At 44.9% G+C, this 17,636-nt stretch carries 13 protein-coding genes; 4 read left to right on the forward strand and 9 right to left on the reverse strand.

Features of this window, described 5'->3' with window-relative positions; genetic code table 11:
- Window positions 1-226: 226 nt before the first annotated feature.
- Window positions 227-1,999, forward strand: a complete 1,773-nt coding sequence (locus tag AB4111_RS12660; RefSeq protein ID WP_442031901.1) for an alpha-glycosidase — start codon at window positions 227-229, stop codon at window positions 1,997-1,999.
- A gap of 141 nt (window positions 2,000-2,140) precedes the next feature.
- Here the strand turns inward: AB4111_RS12660 and glgA are convergent, their stop codons facing one another.
- On the reverse strand, window positions 2,141-3,583 hold the full coding sequence (gene glgA / locus AB4111_RS12665) for a glycogen synthase GlgA (protein WP_253437136.1): 1,443 nt from the start codon (window positions 3,581-3,583) through the stop codon (window positions 2,141-2,143).
- Entirely contained in the window at window positions 3,580-5,586 is a 2,007-nt protein-coding gene (gene glgB / locus AB4111_RS12670; protein ID WP_442031902.1) for a 1,4-alpha-glucan branching protein GlgB, read from the reverse strand. The genes glgA and glgB overlap by 4 nt, the downstream gene beginning before the upstream one ends.
- 193 nt (window positions 5,587-5,779) lie before the next feature.
- Between glgB and AB4111_RS12675 the strand changes: the two genes are divergently transcribed.
- A complete protein-coding gene (locus tag AB4111_RS12675; protein WP_442031903.1) occupies window positions 5,780-7,006 on the forward strand; it encodes a glucose-1-phosphate adenylyltransferase in 1,227 nt (408 codons plus the stop codon).
- A 110-nt stretch (window positions 7,007-7,116) separates the two neighbouring features.
- On the opposite strand, the gene AB4111_RS12680 is transcribed toward AB4111_RS12675, so the two are convergent.
- The 5 genes from AB4111_RS12680 to AB4111_RS12700 form a co-directional block, all read right to left on the reverse strand.
- The gene (locus tag AB4111_RS12680) at window positions 7,117-8,616 is read right to left on the reverse strand and encodes an ATP-binding protein (RefSeq protein WP_442031904.1); all 1,500 of its coding nucleotides are present in this window, start codon (window positions 8,614-8,616) and stop codon (window positions 7,117-7,119) included.
- Window positions 8,613-9,311 (reverse strand): response regulator transcription factor, encoded by a 699-nt coding sequence (locus tag AB4111_RS12685; protein ID WP_017688086.1) that lies wholly within the window; start codon window positions 9,309-9,311, stop codon window positions 8,613-8,615. Before AB4111_RS12685 ends, AB4111_RS12680 begins: the two co-directional genes overlap by 4 nt.
- The gene (locus AB4111_RS12690; protein ID WP_442031905.1) at window positions 9,304-10,623 is read right to left on the reverse strand and encodes a hypothetical protein; all 1,320 of its coding nucleotides are present in this window, start codon (window positions 10,621-10,623) and stop codon (window positions 9,304-9,306) included. The genes AB4111_RS12685 and AB4111_RS12690 overlap by 8 nt, the downstream gene beginning before the upstream one ends.
- Window positions 10,624-10,645: 22 nt before the next feature.
- Window positions 10,646-11,371: a phosphonate ABC transporter ATP-binding protein gene (locus AB4111_RS12695; RefSeq protein WP_036613671.1), complete on the reverse strand. Its 726-nt coding sequence runs from the start codon at window positions 11,369-11,371 to the stop codon at window positions 10,646-10,648.
- Window positions 11,372-11,454: 83 nt separating this feature from the next.
- The gene (locus AB4111_RS12700) at window positions 11,455-12,645 is read right to left on the reverse strand and encodes an MFS transporter (protein WP_442031906.1); all 1,191 of its coding nucleotides are present in this window, start codon (window positions 12,643-12,645) and stop codon (window positions 11,455-11,457) included.
- Between the two features lie 208 nt (window positions 12,646-12,853).
- On the opposite strand from AB4111_RS12700, the gene AB4111_RS12705 reads away from it, so the two are divergent.
- Together AB4111_RS12705 and AB4111_RS12710 are read left to right on the forward strand one after the other, a co-directional pair.
- Complete coding sequence (locus AB4111_RS12705) at window positions 12,854-13,774, forward strand: ArsR/SmtB family transcription factor (protein ID WP_315935822.1); 921 nt, start codon at window positions 12,854-12,856, stop codon at window positions 13,772-13,774.
- 49 nt (window positions 13,775-13,823) lie between these two features.
- On the forward strand, window positions 13,824-14,588 hold the full coding sequence (locus tag AB4111_RS12710) for an HAD family hydrolase (protein ID WP_442031907.1): 765 nt from the start codon (window positions 13,824-13,826) through the stop codon (window positions 14,586-14,588).
- 29 nt (window positions 14,589-14,617) lie between these two features.
- Here AB4111_RS12710 and AB4111_RS12715 read toward each other — a convergent pair whose 3' ends face one another.
- Entirely contained in the window at window positions 14,618-16,957 is a 2,340-nt protein-coding gene (locus tag AB4111_RS12715) for a DNA topoisomerase 3 (RefSeq protein WP_442031908.1), read from the reverse strand.
- 125 nt (window positions 16,958-17,082) lie between these two features.
- The gene (gene fur, locus AB4111_RS12720; RefSeq protein ID WP_036613667.1) at window positions 17,083-17,574 is read right to left on the reverse strand and encodes a ferric iron uptake transcriptional regulator; all 492 of its coding nucleotides are present in this window, start codon (window positions 17,572-17,574) and stop codon (window positions 17,083-17,085) included.
- Window positions 17,575-17,636 lie beyond the last annotated feature (62 nt).

Raw genomic sequence — 17,636 nt, forward strand, 5'->3', positions numbered from 1 at the left:
ACTTGAACTCCAAGCTGTTCAGGGTGCCTTTTTCTTAATTAGCTGTACGTATATTCAGCAAGAAGCTGGAGATGCTGTGAAAGAAACCTTTGAAAACGATGAAAATAATTCATTTTATTACAGTAAATGTGGTTCATTTGCTGGCTAACTTGGTTAAATATAACTATAAGTGCGTGTTCTAAAAGATCGGTTTTCATAACTTATCCTATATTCAGGAGGTGCTGTCATGCTGCTAGAAGCCATGTATCATGTTCCTCGTGACAAGTGGGCTTATGCCTATAATTCGTCTACCATACATCTGCGCGTACGAACCAAACGAAATGATGTGCAATACGTGACTGCACTGACCGGAGATAAGTACAATTGGAACGGAACGTATAAGGAAATACAACTGGAGAAGGCTGCTGCGGATAGCATGTTTGATTATTGGGAGGCTGCCGTCAAGCCACAATTCAAACGTCTCACCTATATATTTCGGATAACCGCCGGTTCGGAAGATGTTTTTCTTGCCGATAACGGCATTCATTATGAGCCCCCCTATCCAACTGGAGGATATTATGAGTTCTCCTATATACATGAAATTGATGTGTTTAAGGTACCCGAGTGGGCCAAAGAAGCCGTCTTTTATCAGATCATGACTGAACGGTTTGCTAATGGAGATCCCAAACTGAACCCACAAGAAACCCATGAATGGGGTGGCAAACCGGAGTTGGACAATTATTTTGGTGGAGATCTGCAAGGTGTACTGGATCATTTGCATGACCTGACCGAACTTGGCGTGAACGCCATTTACTTTACCCCGCTATTCCAAGCCAATTCCTACCACAAATACGACACGATAGACTATAAAAAAGTCGACCCCCATTTCGGTGACAATGCCCTGCTCAAACAATTGACAGAAGAATGCCATCGCCTGGGTATCCGAGTGATGCTTGACGCTGTGTTTAACCATTGCAGTGAAGACTTCCCTCCTTTTCAAGACGTTCTCCAGAATGGAAAAAACTCAAAGTATGCCGATTGGTTCCACATCAATGAATATCCGGTTCAGATCAAAGACGGTATACCTACCTACGATACATTTGGTTTCTATGGCAACATGCCCAAGTTCAATACTGCCAACGCTGAGGTTAAGGCATATCTACTTGATGTAGCAGAGTACTGGATTAAGGAAATCAAGCTGGATGGCTGGCGTCTGGATGTAGCGAATGAAGTGGACAACCATTTCTGGCGTGATTTTCGCAAGGTTGTTAAGGCAGCGAATCCGGAAGCCTATATTGTTGGTGAAGTATGGAGCGACTCCTTAACCTGGCTTATGGGTGATCAATTTGATTCCGTTATGAATTATCCATTTGCCGACAAAATGCTTCAGTTCTTCTGTGGTTCAATGGATGGTTATAACTTTGCCAATGAGATGGGTTCACTGATTATGCGCTATCCACAACAAACCAACGAAGTAATCTTCAATATGCTGTGCAGCCATGATACCCCACGACTGCTGACCCGCTTAGGAGAAGACAAACGCCGATTAAAGTTGTCGGTTGTATTTCTTTTCACTTATATCGGTACACCCTGTATTTTCTACGGCGATGAGGTAGGAATTAGTGGTGATGCTGACCCGGATTGTCGAAAATGTATGGAATGGGACCCCGCCAAGCAAGACAGAGAACTGTATGATTTCTATCGTCTGATGATCGATTTACGCAAAAGCAATGAAGCCCTGCGCAAAGGACGCTTCCGATTCCTTAAGGCTGATCACAATGATCCCTGTATTGTTTACGAACGTGTGGATGACAACCTTCACTTTACCGTATGGATGAATAATACACCTCAAGATCGAACGCTTTCTCATCCCATGGAAACGAAAGACTGGAAGGATGCATTGACTGAAGAGCCTGTGTTTCCAACCGATGGAATGATGAATATTAAACTTGACCCATATGGGTACCGCATTTTGTATAGACAGCTTGATCCGGCGACCATCCAACATCCTAAAGTTTAAATTCACACAGTTATTTAAAAGAAAAAAGAAAACACTTCCACCGTCTCAGATGTTGACTTTCATTCTGAACTTTGGAAGTGTTTTTGTTTATTTGATTAAAAAAGCCACAGCATGATATGCTGCGACTCATTCAGGATTACATCAGTTTACAGGCTCATGCGTGATCCGGCGATAAATATCCATATATTCTTCAGCTGAGACGTTCCAGCTGTATTCCCCGCTCATTGCATTTTTCACAATCTTCTTCCAATGTTCTGGCTGTTTGTAGATCTCCTCGGCACGTCGAATGGTATTCATCATGTCATGTGCATTAAAGCTTGTGAATGAGAAACCATTCCCTTCTCCAGTATACTCATTGTATGCCTGCACAGTATCGTTCAGACCGCCTGTTTCCCTTACGAGAGGCACACTACCGTACCTCAGAGCCAGTAGCTGACTAATACCACATGGTTCGAATCTCGATGGCATCAGGAAGATATCACTGCCTGCGTAGAAGCGGCGGGATAACCCATCGTTAAACGTGATCTGGGCAGACATTTTGAGCGGATAACGATTAGCGGCTTCACGGAACCAGTGTTCATACATCGGCTCTCCAGTTCCCAGTACAGCGAATTGAATGTCATCATAGTACAACAATTCATCTAGGATACGGCAGACCAGATCAAGCCCCTTAGAGTCCACCAGCCTTGTCACCATCACCATGAGAGGTACATCGGGACGAACAGGAAGTCCAAGTTCCTTTTGTAGCTCAATTTTGTTCTCCGTTTTCTTGGACAGACTTGTTCTGTACTTCACTGGAATTTTGGTGTCCGTTGCCGGGTTGTAACTCTTGGTATCAATCCCGTTCACAATCCCGCTGAAACGATCCCCTAGTGAGCTTAGCAGTCCGTCCAATCCGTATCCATAATAAGAGGTTTGCACCTCCTGTGCATATGTTGGGCTTACGGTTGTCACATGGTCAGCATACACAATTCCTGCTTTCAAGAAATTGACATTACCGTAATATTCGGCTCCATCCACGGTGAAATATCGATCGTCCAGTTCAAGGATTTCACTGAATAACTCATGCGGGAATACCCCTTGGTACAACAAGTTATGTATGGTGAATACCGTACGAATATCACTGTAGAATGAATCATGTCTGTAATGGGCTTCGAGCACCAAAGGAATCATTCCTGCATGCCAGTCATGACTGTGCAGCACGTCAGGTTTGAACTCAATCTGTGGCAACACTTCGAGAACTGCGCGGTTGAAGAAGGCGAAACGCTCGCCATCATCCATATACCCGTACACTCCATCACGTCCAAAATAATACTCATTATCCACAAAATATACTGGAATTCCATCATGAACCAGCATTTCTATCCCACAATAGGGTCTGCGCCAACCAAGAGGCACATCTGTTGTAATGACTGGTTTCAACGCGTCTTTGTACTCATCAGGAATCCCTTTGTATTTAGGCATAATCACCCGCACGTCTGCCCCGCTCTTCTTTAATGCAAACGGGAGAGCACCGATTACGTCAGCAAGGCCTCCTGTTTTGATAAATGGATGTACTTCAGCAGCAGCAAATAGAATATTCATGCCTTTGTCCTCCTCTTCGGTTTCAGCGTGTTGTTTTCTTTCTTATTTTTCGTTTTTGAACTGACGGAAGTAATACTCGCAGGTGATTCATCCGTTTTCCGACGTGTATTCTTTTTTAGAATCACGATGCTCAGCGGAGGCAAAACTAATTCAAGACTATACGGATGCCCATGAAAAGGAATCTTTTCGGTAGGCAGCTGCATATCATTAGTAATGCCTGAACCGCCGTAAACGGAATGGTCACTGTTCAGAACTTCGGTATACATACCGGGACGCATGACACCAATCCGGTAACGCTCCCGCTTGACCGGCTGAAAGTTAATGAGCACAAGGAGTGTATCCGCAGGTTTTTTTCCTTTGCGTACATATGAAATGACACTCTGGTCCTGATCATCCGGAGTGATCCATTCATATCCGTCCAAGGAATGATCAAGCTCCCACAAAGCTTTTTCGCTCAAGTACAGGTTAGACAGCTCACGCTCAAACTGATGTAAATTGCGGTGACTGTCATAATCCAGCAAGAACCAGTCCAGTTGATCCTCATCTTTCCATTCGATAAACTGGCCAAATTCTCCACCCATAAACAACAGCTTTTTCCCTGGGAAAGTCATAAAATAGCCCAGAAAAGCACGCATGCCAGCAAATTTCTGCTCATAGGTTCCTGGCATCTTGTCGAGGAGCGACTTTTTGCCATGAACAACCTCGTCATGAGACAGAGGTAGCACATAATTTTCAGCAAAGGAGTATACGACCGGAAAAGTCAGCAAATGATGTTTGGAAGGACGTTCATGAAAATCAGATTCCATGTAATCAAGCGTATCATTCATCCAGCCCATGTTCCATTTGTAGTTAAAGCCCAGACCACCTTCATGTACTGGTAAAGTCACCATTGGCCATGCACTTGATTCTTCAGCCATCATCAATGCATAAGGGAAATACTTGAACACCGTCTCATTCAGCTGCTGCAAAAAAGCTACAGCTTCCTTGTTTTCAAGACCACCTTCATCATTGGTACGATATTGTCCTGGCTGCTTCTCAAAATCAAGCCGAAGCATACTCGTAACCGCATCAACACGGAGTCCGTCAAAATGATACATCTCCATCCAATATAATGCATTGGAGATCAGAAATGAACGAATTTCAGGTTTCGAGTAGTCAAAGCTGAGTGTGCCCCATCCCGGCTTCTCTGCTAACATCGGATCTGCATACTCATACAAAGGCGTACCATCAAACATACGCAGCCCATGAGCGTCTTTGGCAAAATGTGCAGGAACCCAATCCAGCAATACGCCAATCCCAGCCTGATGTAGTGTATCCACCAGGTACATCAGATCTTTCGGATGCCCATAACGACTGGTTGGCGCATAAAAGCCTGTGTTTTGGTATCCCCACGAAAGGTCATATGGGTGCTCACTGAGGGGCATCATCTCAACATGTGTATATTTCATTTCTAATAAGTAAGGAACGAGCAAATCAGCCATCTCGCGATAACTATAGAGGCTCCCGTCTTCTTTGCGCCTCCAGGTTCCCATGTGCATTTCGTAAATATGTAGAGGTTTGTTATACATGGCACGTTGTTTGCGTCTCCAGGCTCCATCATTCCATTTATACCCTTCGATTGAACTGGTGACAGAAGCTGTCTGAGGTCGAACCTCTGCTTGAAACGCATAAGGGTCCGCTTTGAGCAATTCTGTGCCATCTTCCGTTAGTATACGGAACTTGTATAAAGTTCCTTCGCTGATTTCCGGAAAAAAACGACTCCAAAATCCTGATTCGGGTATCTTATATAAAGGTTCCTTTTCGCCTTTCCATTCATTGCGGTCCAGAGCCAGTCCTACTTCTGCGGCATTTGGTGCCCATACGGTAAAGCGATATCCCTGACGGCCATCGCAAGTCTCAGGCTGCGCGCCCAACATTCGATAACTGTGATGAAGGTTACCTTCATGAAATAAATAAATATGCTCCGGCAATATGTCCGGGTGTGCTAACGGTTGAATGGCCAAGAGATCACCTTCTTCTCAAGAAAATAGATATAACAGTTACCATTACCCCATTCTAGCCAAGTTGAAAAGAAAAATGCCGTGGTTTAGAAAATGTTGTATTTTTTCTGAATTTTTACAGTAACAATAGTTTCAATTGCTCTACTTTGCGTTAATGATGTACTACAATGCACAATATTTTGGGAGGGAAACGATTATGTTTAATAAAGATTGCATCGCTATGCTGTTGGCGGGAGGAGAAGGGAAGCGATTAGCCCCTTTAACCTCGAGTATCGCAAAACCCGCTGTACCGTTTGGCGGGCACTACCGGATCATCGATTTTCCTCTCAGTAACTGCGTAAACTCAGGAATCGATACTGTAGGAGTATTGACGCAGTACCAAGCGGAATCGTTACACGATCATATCGGTGGAGGAGAACCATGGGGACATGGCAACTCAAGTGAGGCAGGAATTTCCTTACTTCCATCTTATCATACAGGAAATGACGAATACTTGGGAACGGCGGATGCTATTTATAAAAATATCGACTATATTGATCAACAAAACCCCGAAAATGTTCTAATTTTGTCGGGTGACCATATTTATCATATGAATTATCGTGATATGTTGGAGGCTCATCAGGCCAAAAATGCCGCAGCAACGATTTCAGTTATGGAAGTTCCATGGGACGAAGCCCATCGCTTTGGGATTATGGCTGCCGATGCTGATCTGCGTGTAACGGAGTTTGCAGAGAAACCAGCTGAACCGAAAAGTAATCTGGCTTCAATGGGCATTTACATGTTCAAATGGGAGTACTTGAAACGCCATCTCTTGGAAGATGCTGCTAACCCTGAGTCCAGCCATGACTTCGGTAAAGATGTTATTCCTCAGATGTTGAACGAAAACAATCCCCTCTTTGTCTATAACTTTAATGGGTATTGGAAAGATGTAGGTACAGTTAAAAGTCTGTGGGATGCACATATGGATTTGCTCTATAACGAGGAAGACTGGAGTCTGCAAAAAGAAAACTGGCCGATGTTTACTCGCGGCTGGCGCTCCAAGCCAAGTGCTTACAAAGCCAGAAATGCGAAGATTGAACAGGTAACTTCCATGATTCACGACTCTTGTGCCATCGAAGGTCGTGCAGAACGTTCAGTTATTTTCTGCGGTGCTGAAGTAGGTAAAGGTTCTGAGGTTAAAGACAGTGTCGTTATGCCTAACGCACGTATAGGCCGTGGGGTTCACATCGAACGCGCCATCATTGGTGAAGGTGCGATTATCAAAGACGGTGCAATTGTGAAGGGTACAGCGGATGAAATTGTTGTCGTTGGACCTAACGAGGTCGTCTCTGCCAAACCGGCTGTCCGTACGCAACCCGTTCGTATGTTGAAAGAAGTATATGAGAAAAGTGGGCGCTTGCGCGCTGGTGAACTTTCTTCGTAATGAAATAGACATTATACAAAAAAGGCGAGCCTTGGATGGCTCGCCTTTTTTGGTGTTGATATGAAAATTATTGAAGCAGAACTATTCGATCACAGCAAATTGATTCAAACTTATGACTTTTCCTGATCCAATTTTACATCACTTGCTGATCGTTCTTCAGGGAATGCAGTATCACCAGACTGCGTTATAGAATCTTCTGTACCCGTCTCCTCAGCCACAGCCGGTAACGTAACCGTAACTATTGTACCTGATCCAAGTTCACTCTGCATCGTAATCGTTCCCTCATGCAGTTCTACCAGTTCTTGCGTAATCGCAAGCCCCAGTCCCGTTCCCCCATTTTGATGATTGACCTGGAAGAAACGATCCCGTACTTTGATCAGGTGCTCTTCACTAATTCCGATACCGGTGTCTTGAACAGCTGCAATAATCTGACCATTCTCCTCTTTGACAGACAAGAAGATCCAGGAATTCTCATGTGAAAATTTGATCGCATTGTCCACAATGTTTAAGAAGACTTGTTTCAGTCGATTGCCGTCTCCATGGACATTATAAGCTCGAGTCTCGTCGGTTTCCAACTTCAGATGAACCTGTTTTTGTTCCGCTTTGGCCCAGACATTCAACATCGTTTCCTGCACAATTTCACGTATGTTGACCGTTCCTTTGACCAGCTTCATCTGATTCTGCTGCAATTTGGAGAAATCCAGCATCTCTTCCACAAGTCCAATTAGACGTTCGGTTTCTTTGGAAATGATGCCCATGCCGATACGGGTTTCTTCCGGATCATAGCCGCCTGAGTCCAGTGTCTCGCTCCAACCCTTAATACTGGTCAGAGGTGTTCTTAATTCATGTGAGATCGAAGAGATAAAATCATCCTTGATCTGATTACTGCGCACAATCTCATGTGCCATGAAATTAAGTGTTGATGCCAATTCGCCCAGTTCGTGCTTGTAATTCCCCTTAACCCTGACATCCAGCCGTCCTCTGGCCATTTGGGCAGATACTGCGGTGATGTTGTTGATTGGACGTACAATGGAATTCGCCATCCCAATACTAATGATCAAAACTATAGCAAGCACGCCAATACCGACCGCAATTGCAAGCATTCCCATATTCAGTAGTTTAGAATTCACATCTTCGAGTGAAGTCAGATATCGAATAACATAAGTATTTTCGCCGCCCAGATCAAACTTGTGTGAAACGGCCATGACGGATTCTCCAGTACCTGGTTGTCTTCCAATCCAACGTCCCATATCCCCATTCAGAGCCTGCATAATATCACTGGTTTGCAGCACAGCACGGTCAGATTCAAAAGCAGTTGAACTCGCCAATACGCGCCCGTTCAGATCCAAAATTTCCAGTTCAGTATTGGACAATGCCAAATTCACAATCAATCTGGACAGATTATTGCCGTCTTCCGTGTTATTCTCACGAGCGATCGGCTCGAAAAAGTCCTTTGAATTGGAAATGTGGGTACTAATCGTATTGTAGATACTTTCATAATAGTACCTTTGCACTGCCAACATAAATACGAATTCGACCAACAGCAGAGCAAGAAAAACTACAAAGAAATAATGTAGTACGATCTGCCGTGTAATGCCTTTTTTAATCATTGCTCCCGGCCCTTCCATTTGTACCCGTGACCCCATACTGTCTGCAGGTATTCGGGCTCGGAAGGATTGTTCTCAATTTTCTGACGTAGACGACGAATGTTGACATCCACAATCTTTGGATCACCCATGTACTCTTTTCCCCATACATGATCTAACAATACATCGCGGCTGAGCGGTGTATTTTCTTTTTCCAGGAAAAATTGAATCAAGGAAAACTCCGTTGGAGTTAACTCAATAGCTTCATTTTGTTTCTTGAATTGCTTCGAGATCAGGTCCAGTGAAAATGGCCCAGACTGGAACGTAACCTTAGCCGCAGTTTCCCGATGCACGTTCACACGACGCAACAATGACTGAATACGTGCAATCAACTCTGTTGGGCTGAAAGGCTTGCTAACGTGATCATCTGCACCAACGGAGAGTGCGTATACTTTATCCTGTTCCTGAACTTTCGCGGTCAAAAAGATGATGCCCAGACGTTCATTGGTTTCACGGATCCGTCGACACACCTCGAATCCATCAATACCTGGTACCATGACATCCAGCAGAGCCAGATCAATATCCGGTACCGTCTGCAGTATGCGAAGCGCTTCATGCCCGTCACCCGCTTCAAGCACTTCGAATCCGTTTCTCTTTAAATTAATCACTATAAAACTGCGGATGGATTCTTCATCCTCAAGAATAAGTACTTTACTCATTAAGTTCTCCCTTTCTATTCAGCTGAGAAGTATTGCTCAGTGCATCTTTACCCGCCTCTGATTGTGCTACCCGTGAAGCAATAACCCGATCTTTGGTGCGCGTAATTTCCTTCCAGCTTTTACCCTTCTCCTGTTCCCACTTGGAAAGGGTGAAATATTTGATCTCTGCCACGGTTTCGTCCGTATCAATCATTTTAAATCGAATATATTTTTCCTTTTCCGATTTGGTGTCAATAGTGATCTTGCCGTACCACTCTGGCTTGAGATTTAGATGAAATAAATCAGCATCATCCCGAAATTGGAACGAGACAAATTTCTTGCCTTCTTTGCCATCCCATTGGTAATAAGTATAGAACCACAACCTGGAGTCAAAAACGTAATGCTCCCAGCCTTTTGGAGTCTCTTTAAGTCCAAACTCAATAATACCATCATTATCAACATCACCGCTTAAAATTTTGTCATCTCTATACGTTTGATCCGGTGACTTGAAAGCATTGACTAACTTGTTATCCTTAACATACATAATTTGTGAGAAAGAACTCCGATCATCAAGCTCTGCATCCAGTACAATGCCCATTTGTCCTTCTGCGATCTCTCCGCCTAGAGCATTATAAACTTCTTTAACGGTATAATCGGTCTGCACCCGATCAACTTCCTTGAAGCTTCCATCTTCGTACTGGTATAAAGCAATCGTTGCAAAGCCGCTATTGTTCAGCGAAATGATAACAAAATCACTCTTGCCATCTCCACTCAAATCCAGCGTATTTCCCTGCGCATCATCAATGATATATTGATTATACGGGACTCCACCTAGAACCTGTTCCAGTGCCCCGCCCTTGTACGAATAGGCAGTCAAAGCTTTTTGCTCCTGTAAACTAACCCCAAGTATAATATCGGGATTACCATCATTCGTAATATCCAATACTTTAAAGGATTGCAGCTCATTTCCGGGCACATCAAATGTAAGCTTTTTAACCCATGCGCCCCCCTGCTCTTCCAAAATCATGCCATGGATTCGCACATTTTCATTCGGCGTCTCATAAAAAACAATCGCTTCCCGAGTCCCATCCCCATTCAGGTCTTCCACTCGAATCATACTGGTATTATTCATGTCCTTGGGACGAATCAATGTACTCTCTGGCGGCAATTTAACCTGAACCACGTTGTACAGTTTCTCCTTATCGGTGGACATCATTGGTTTTCTCATCAAACCCTTGGGGTCACTTATGACTGTGCATCCGCTCAGAACAGAACCAAGCATAATTGCCATAGTTCCTGCTGCAATGAAGCGTCCCCACCGTGAATTAAACAATCTCATCACTCTTTTCAATAGTTTAAATCTGGTTTTTTTCTTGCTGTGTCAGTCTTCGTCCACGAATATCAAAAGCAATCTTGCCTTCAGCCAATCCCCAGATCCGTGTGGCATGTTTCTCAGCAAGTTCAATAGGCAGTACTGCAATGACTGTTGCACGTTCTTCCTCACATAACTTGCGCAACGTTTCCAGCACCGAATCTGCTGTATGAGGGTCAAGACCAATCACAGGTTCGTCGGCCAGAACCACTTTGGCACCATGAGCAAGTGCTCTTGCAATGGCAACACGCTGCTTCTCGCCACCACTAAGCTTCTCTGCTATTTGATGTGCTTTATCGAGTAATCCCAATCCTTCGAGATAATCCATAGCACCCATATAATCATCGGAACGTACCATACCGGTTACCATTCTCCATACGGGAGTCTGACCCGAACGTCCGATTAATACATTTTTAAGAGCTGTACGTCTGGGGAATAACTCAGGATTCTGCTCCAAGTATGCCCATTCCCGTTTGATTTTCCGTTTTCCAGACCAGCCTTCTTTCAAGATCTCGGCACCATCCACCGTAAATCGGCCAGAATCCCATTTTTCCATCATGGCCAAACATTTAAGCAACATGCTTTTACCGCTACCGCTTGAACCAACGACAGCAATCATCTCACCTTGTTGCATATCAAATCGAATATCCCGTAGAACGGGAACGCGGTCCACGCCAACGGATTTACTCAAATTCTCTACTCTGATCATCGCGATGTCTCCTCTTGTCCATGTTTTTCCCTACCACTAGTGTACTCGGAAATGGACATCAATTTCCATGCGAACACCAGCTTCTATTTTAACACAGATTCGAACTCAGGTTTACGACGAAATAATATACCTGCCACACCAAAAAGAAGGTACATGATTCCAAGCAGGGTGAACATGCTTCCGGGTGAGATCCAGTTGATCATCTGACCACCCAGATTCGGTCCGATAATACTTCCAATCGTGAAATGAAAGGATGCCACCACGTTGGCTGCAGGCAACAACACTTTAGGCAAGATGTCTGCGGCATAAGCCAGACCCAGTGAGAAAAAGGAACCGACCAGGCCACCTGCGATTGTTAACAAGACAAGTGTCCACCAGAAATGCGTACCTGCGACTGGAACCAGCATGAAGATGATTCCCCCACTGATGCCCGCAAACATCAATATCTTTTTACGCCCGTATCGGTCACTCAACATCCCCAGAGGCAATTGAAGGAACAAACCTCCAATACCGATAAATGGAAGCAACGATGAAATCTGATTGGTATCGAATCCAATACGCAGGCCATACACCGGGAAGTTGCTATTCATACCGGCCTCCATATACCCGTATAAGAGTGCTGGTAACAGTGCATACCAGGCCCATGCCAAACTGCGACGGAAGCGACGTTCCGGCAGTTGGCCATGCTCTGCTTTTTCAGGTTTGGTATCCGGAAGCTTCATTAATACAAGGATAAGTACTGCTGCAATGCAGATGAACAATATCCAGAAAGGGACAGCATCACCGAAGCCAAGCAGCTTTATTCCCAGAGGACCAATACTGAATCCAAGACCATAGGACATGCCATATAACGATATGTAACGTCCACGCTTTTCAGGTGCAGTAACAAGCAGCACCCAGAGCTGGGCAGCATAATGTAGTGCACTATCTCCTATTCCAACGACCAGACGTAAAATGAACCATATTTTAATATCCGGTAAATAAGGAAACAAGATCAAAGGAACCATGACCAATAACAGGCCGCCTACAATCAGCTTTTTGAACCCCAATGCACCTAGTAGTCGCTCCGCCACTAGCGTCATGGCAAATGAACCAATGTACAACGCGGCGGCGTTTAATCCGTTTAAACCTGGTGAAACCCCTTTTTGCTCCAAAAAAATTGAAAGCACAGGAAGCAACAGCCCCTGGCTTATGCCCGCCACCACAATAACCGTAATCAGAATCAGATAATTGGCTGTCGAGTGTGATAGTTTGGGACGAGTAATCGATGACACGAATTCATTCCTCCTGCGAGCACACAAAGAAAAATCGCCATCGCTGACGACTTTCGTATGTTATACATATGGTTTTAAATTGCTATTCATGGATCAGGGCTTTGCCCCGGACTTGAACATTATAGTGGACAACGCCCTGCAAAACAAGCCATAATAGTACTTAAGTCGCTGCGTACATTTAGATGTGACGGGAGGATTCTGCAACATTATGGCCTATCATGTGAAAATTGATGTTTCACCGATATATGAAATGCTTAACAGCTTTTTGGTTTATGTCACGAAAAAATGGATTCAGCATCTGGATATTGGTCCTGAATGGATTCTGGAAGTGGAAGGCAAACTAAGTTCCAATGTACGAGCTGCGCTCGCACCTGCTGCCACTTGGCCTTTTGATGATTTTGATGTTTTGTTTGCATGGGCAGCATATCAAAATGATACATCGGAGAATCGTGATTTCCTGGACATGCTTGCCGGAATGACAGCGGAAGACCTATATGCACGTGTGTCTCCTCTTCTGCCCGCACTTACAATAGAAGAATCTACGCGCATTCGGAACAGTTATGTCCCATTATTGCGACTATGGGATGAACACTACTGCCAGAATATGAGCGAGGATCAGCGTGTATGGCTGGAAGAAGATGCAGAGGAAAAACGCATTTTGCTTGATAAAATGGGCTCTGAACTGCTTATTGAATATGCTACAGCCGGCGTTCTTGTTGAACCGATGCCTGGACTGAACGAAGTCATCCTGTTTCCAACGGTGCACAATCGCCCTATTAATATGTACTGCTTCTATGAGGGAATGATGATTATGCAGTATCCCGTAGATGCACCTGAAGAAAATGAAGACCAGCCGCCAACATGCCTTTTACGATTCACCCATGCACTGGCTGATCCCGAAAGACTTCGCCTGCTTCGTTACGTATCGGATGAACCCAAGTCTCTCGCTGAGATGTGTGAAGAATTGGGTAAAGACGAAGATACGGTCAAAGATCAGGTGATGGCGCTGCGCATCGCAGGTCTGCTGCGAACTCATCTGCTCGGAAGTAACCGTAAAGAGAAATACAGTATTCGCCCAGATGGCGTATCTGAATTGAATATGTTTCTGGAATCTTACATTCGCATATAATTCATATGAACCATTGTGGAGTTGCTGGCTACAAGGAGTGAGTTAGATCATGAAATTACTGAAACAACATATTTTGTTTGACCTTGATGATACACTCGTATACTGCAACAAATATTTCAACCTGATTTTGGGAGAATTCTTTGAGAATATGCAGGAGTGGTTTGATGGACATTCATTGACAACGCAAGAGATCCGTGAGAAACAGCTGGAGATCGATGTAACCGGAGTGAACAAGCTTGGCTTTGCGAGTCATCATTTCCCGCAATCCCTGATTGATACCTATCGTTACTTTTCTAAGAAGTTTGCCCGATCAACTTCTCTCAGAGAAGAATCTTATCTGAGCAAGTTGGGTATGAGTGTGTACGATCAGGAGGTTGAACCCTATCCTCATATGGTTGAAACGCTTGAGAACCTCAAAGGTGCTGGACATTCCCTCTACTTATATACTGGCGGCGAAACTGTGATCCAGCAGCGTAAGATTGATCAAATGAAGCTCTCGGCTTATTTTGATGATCGGATCTATATCCGACAACACAAAAACATTGAGGCACTGGAAGGCATTCTATCTAACGGTCCGTTTGATCGTCGTGCAACATGGATGATTGGCAACTCACTGCGGACAGATATTATGCCCGCGGTAAAAGCCGGAATTCACAGCATATACATTAAACAGCCAAACGAATGGCAATACAACATCGTAGAACTTCAGCCTAATCCGGAAACGTCGATGTATACCATCACTGCTCTGGAAGAGGTACCCAAAGTCATACACGAAAATATACAACAGCAGCAACAAAAAAGGACCCTTGGATAAGGGTCCTTTTTACTTTATGATGACTAGGATCAAGCATCCTGCTTCTCGCCAGATAACTTGCCTGTTACCACATCCTGGAGAATAATACGTGCCTTCACCGTACTCCCGTCTTTTCGTTTGAAAGACAGGACTTGGGTACTCCCTTTCTCAATCAACGATTTTAACATCGTACTGGTGATTTTCTTGCCAGCATACTCTTTCCATACCACAAACGAACAGCCTTCCTTGAATCGTGAGCATCCGTAGCCCTTCTTGCCCTCTATAATCTGACCCGTGCAGCCGGGAGAAGGACAAGGTGCCAGTAACTCTCTCACTCCCGATGGGCTACCACTTGAGGACGGCGCCTTGGTAATCGTGCTTTTCCCATTGCCAGCTCTCGATGAAGATGCCGAAGTCTGACGGGACGTTTTTACAGCCGAACCGCTACTAGCTGGCTTGGCAGATGCCCTCGTATTGCTGGCCTGGGTTCTGGCTCCCTTGCCTTTCCCCCTGCCTGCACGCGAATCTTCTCCAAAAGCATCTGCCGGCGCCGGCGCTTGCACACGCACTTTCTCAATGATGGACAATGTGAATTTCTTAACGTTCTCCATGAACTTGTCCTGCCCCGCCTCACCTTTGGAAATCTGATATAACCTTCTTTCCCATTGGCCTGTCATCTCGGGTGAGGTTAACAGATCTACGCCCGCTCGGCGAATCAATTCGATAGCCGTTCTTCCTTTGAGCGTTAACTGCATTTTTTTCCCCTGCATCGTAATGTAACCTACGTTTTTGAGGCGCTCAATCGTAGCAGCACGTGTAGCCGGAGTACCCAAACCACTGTCTTTCATCGCATCTCGCAGCTCTTCATTCTCAATCTGCTTGCCTGCACTTTCCATCGCTTTCAGCAATGTTCCCTCGGTATAACTTTTGGGAGGCTGGGTCGCCTTCTCTTTGAACTCACTCTTCGTACATTGAACAGGCAATTCAGGTTGTACACTAAAAGCCTTGTCCGTCCACTCTTCGGCTTCCTCTTCTTCATTGCTGTTTTTCTTGGTCTTCTTCTTGCCTGCACCGCCCTGTTCCTGATCTCCGGAACCGAGAACCACTTTCCATCCAAGGGACAGCAGCTCTTTAACAGATGTCTTAAACTGATGTTTCTCCACTTCGGTGAGCACTGTATGTTGCTTATACTCCGCTGGAGGATAAAAGTGAGACAAGAAACGCCTTACAATCAAATCATAGATGTTCTGTTCATCCTTGGATAAGGTACCTGGTCGCTTCAAAGTAGGTAAGATCGCATGGTGATCTTCAAGCCTGCTCGGATTACATACCCCTTTATTGTTCTTATGAACAAGCTCTGGCTTGGCCCCTTGCGCAAGCTCACTATAGGTACCATTTTTAAGCAGGTTTAAAGTTTTGTGCATACCTTCAATATTCTGTTCTGTAACATAGTTGGAGTTCGTCCGCGGATACGAGATCACCTTGTGTTTTTCATACAAGGCCTGCGCGATATCCAGTGTTTTTTTGGCACCATATCCGAACTTGGCATTGGCTTCACGCTGTAAAAGGGTCAGGTCATACAAACGATACGGATACTCCTTCGTCTGCTTCGCTTCATATATGGTAATCTGCCCTGTCTTGCCCTTCACACTGGTTGCAATAGCCTCTGCTGCCTCCGCATCGGTCAACTTATCTCCCTGACGCAGTCCCCGGTACTCGACACCTTCCTGCCGAAACCAGGCGGCCACTTCATAAAAGGTCTGTGACTGGAATGCTTCAATCTCTATTTCCCGATCGTAGATTAGCGCGAGTACCGGCGTCTGCACACGACCTACAGACAACAATGCATTATGGCGGGTTGTAAATGCCCGTGACGCATTCATGCCAATCAGCCAATCGGCTTCACTTCTGGCGCGAGCAGCATGGGTCAAATTTTCAAATTCAGAGGCATCCTTGAGACCATCAAAACCACGTCTAATGCTCTCTGCCGTCAAATCCGATATCCATAAACGCTTTACAGGCTGACGCAGCTTCAATTGCTGTTGTATAAGAGCGAAGATGTACTGTCCTTCTCTCCCTGCATCGCAAGCATTAACGATCGCTGAAGCCCGTTTCGCCAGTTCTCCAATCATTTTGAGCTGATCTTTCGTTCTCGGATTGGGGACAATCTTGAACTGATCGGGTATGATCGGCAGATCCGCTATATTCCAGCGCTTGTACTTCGTATCATAGGCATCCGGTTCAGCCAGTCCAAGCAAATGCCCTATCGCCCATGTGATGATGTAATGCTCACCCTCCAGATACGTGCGATTGTTCTTGGCCTTTGGTTCTATGACGGCGGCAATGGTTCGACCCATGTCGGGTTTTTCCGCTATAACCAGTGTCTTCATCCGTCCATCTCTCCTCCTTCACCGTCCGCATGACGGCAAAAAGGGGCCTTCCGCCGACGGAAGCCCCTTGCTTCTGATACTTATTATATCAGATTTTAGATTCGGGAGCACCCTCCCGAAATGAATTAACCTGCTGCCTGTTCTTTCAGTACATGTTTTTGTCTGCACTCTTTGCATACACCTTGGAAATCCAGACGATGATCCGTAACAGCAAAGCCATACTGACGCTCTATCTGTTGTTCCAAACGAAGCAGACCATCTTCCATAATCTCTTCTACTTTACCACATTCTGTGCAAATTAAGTGATGGTGATGATGGGAGCCATCCGTGCTTCGCAGGTCGAAACGTGCAGCACCATCGCCAAAGTTAATCTTTTCAACGACCTGAAGATCACTCAGAAGTTCGAGAGTTCGGTATACGGTAGCCAATCCAATCTCAGGGAACTGCTCTTTAACCAGGAGGAAAACTTCCTCTGCACTAAAGTGATCCTTTTCATGTTCAAGTAATACACGTACAGTAACTTCCCGTTGTTGTGTTAACTTATATCCTTTTTCAACCAATTGATTTTTAATGTGAAAGATCTGTTCTGAAATGGACTTGTCCCGGTTACTTGCCATAGCAGGTCTCACCTCCGGTTTATATTCATTAAAATTTATTTTTTCGTACGGATTCATGGTTT

This window comes from Paenibacillus sp. 2KB_22, from assembly GCF_052115745.1.
In the GTDB taxonomy this organism is placed as follows: Bacteria; Bacillota; Bacilli; order Paenibacillales; family Paenibacillaceae; genus Paenibacillus.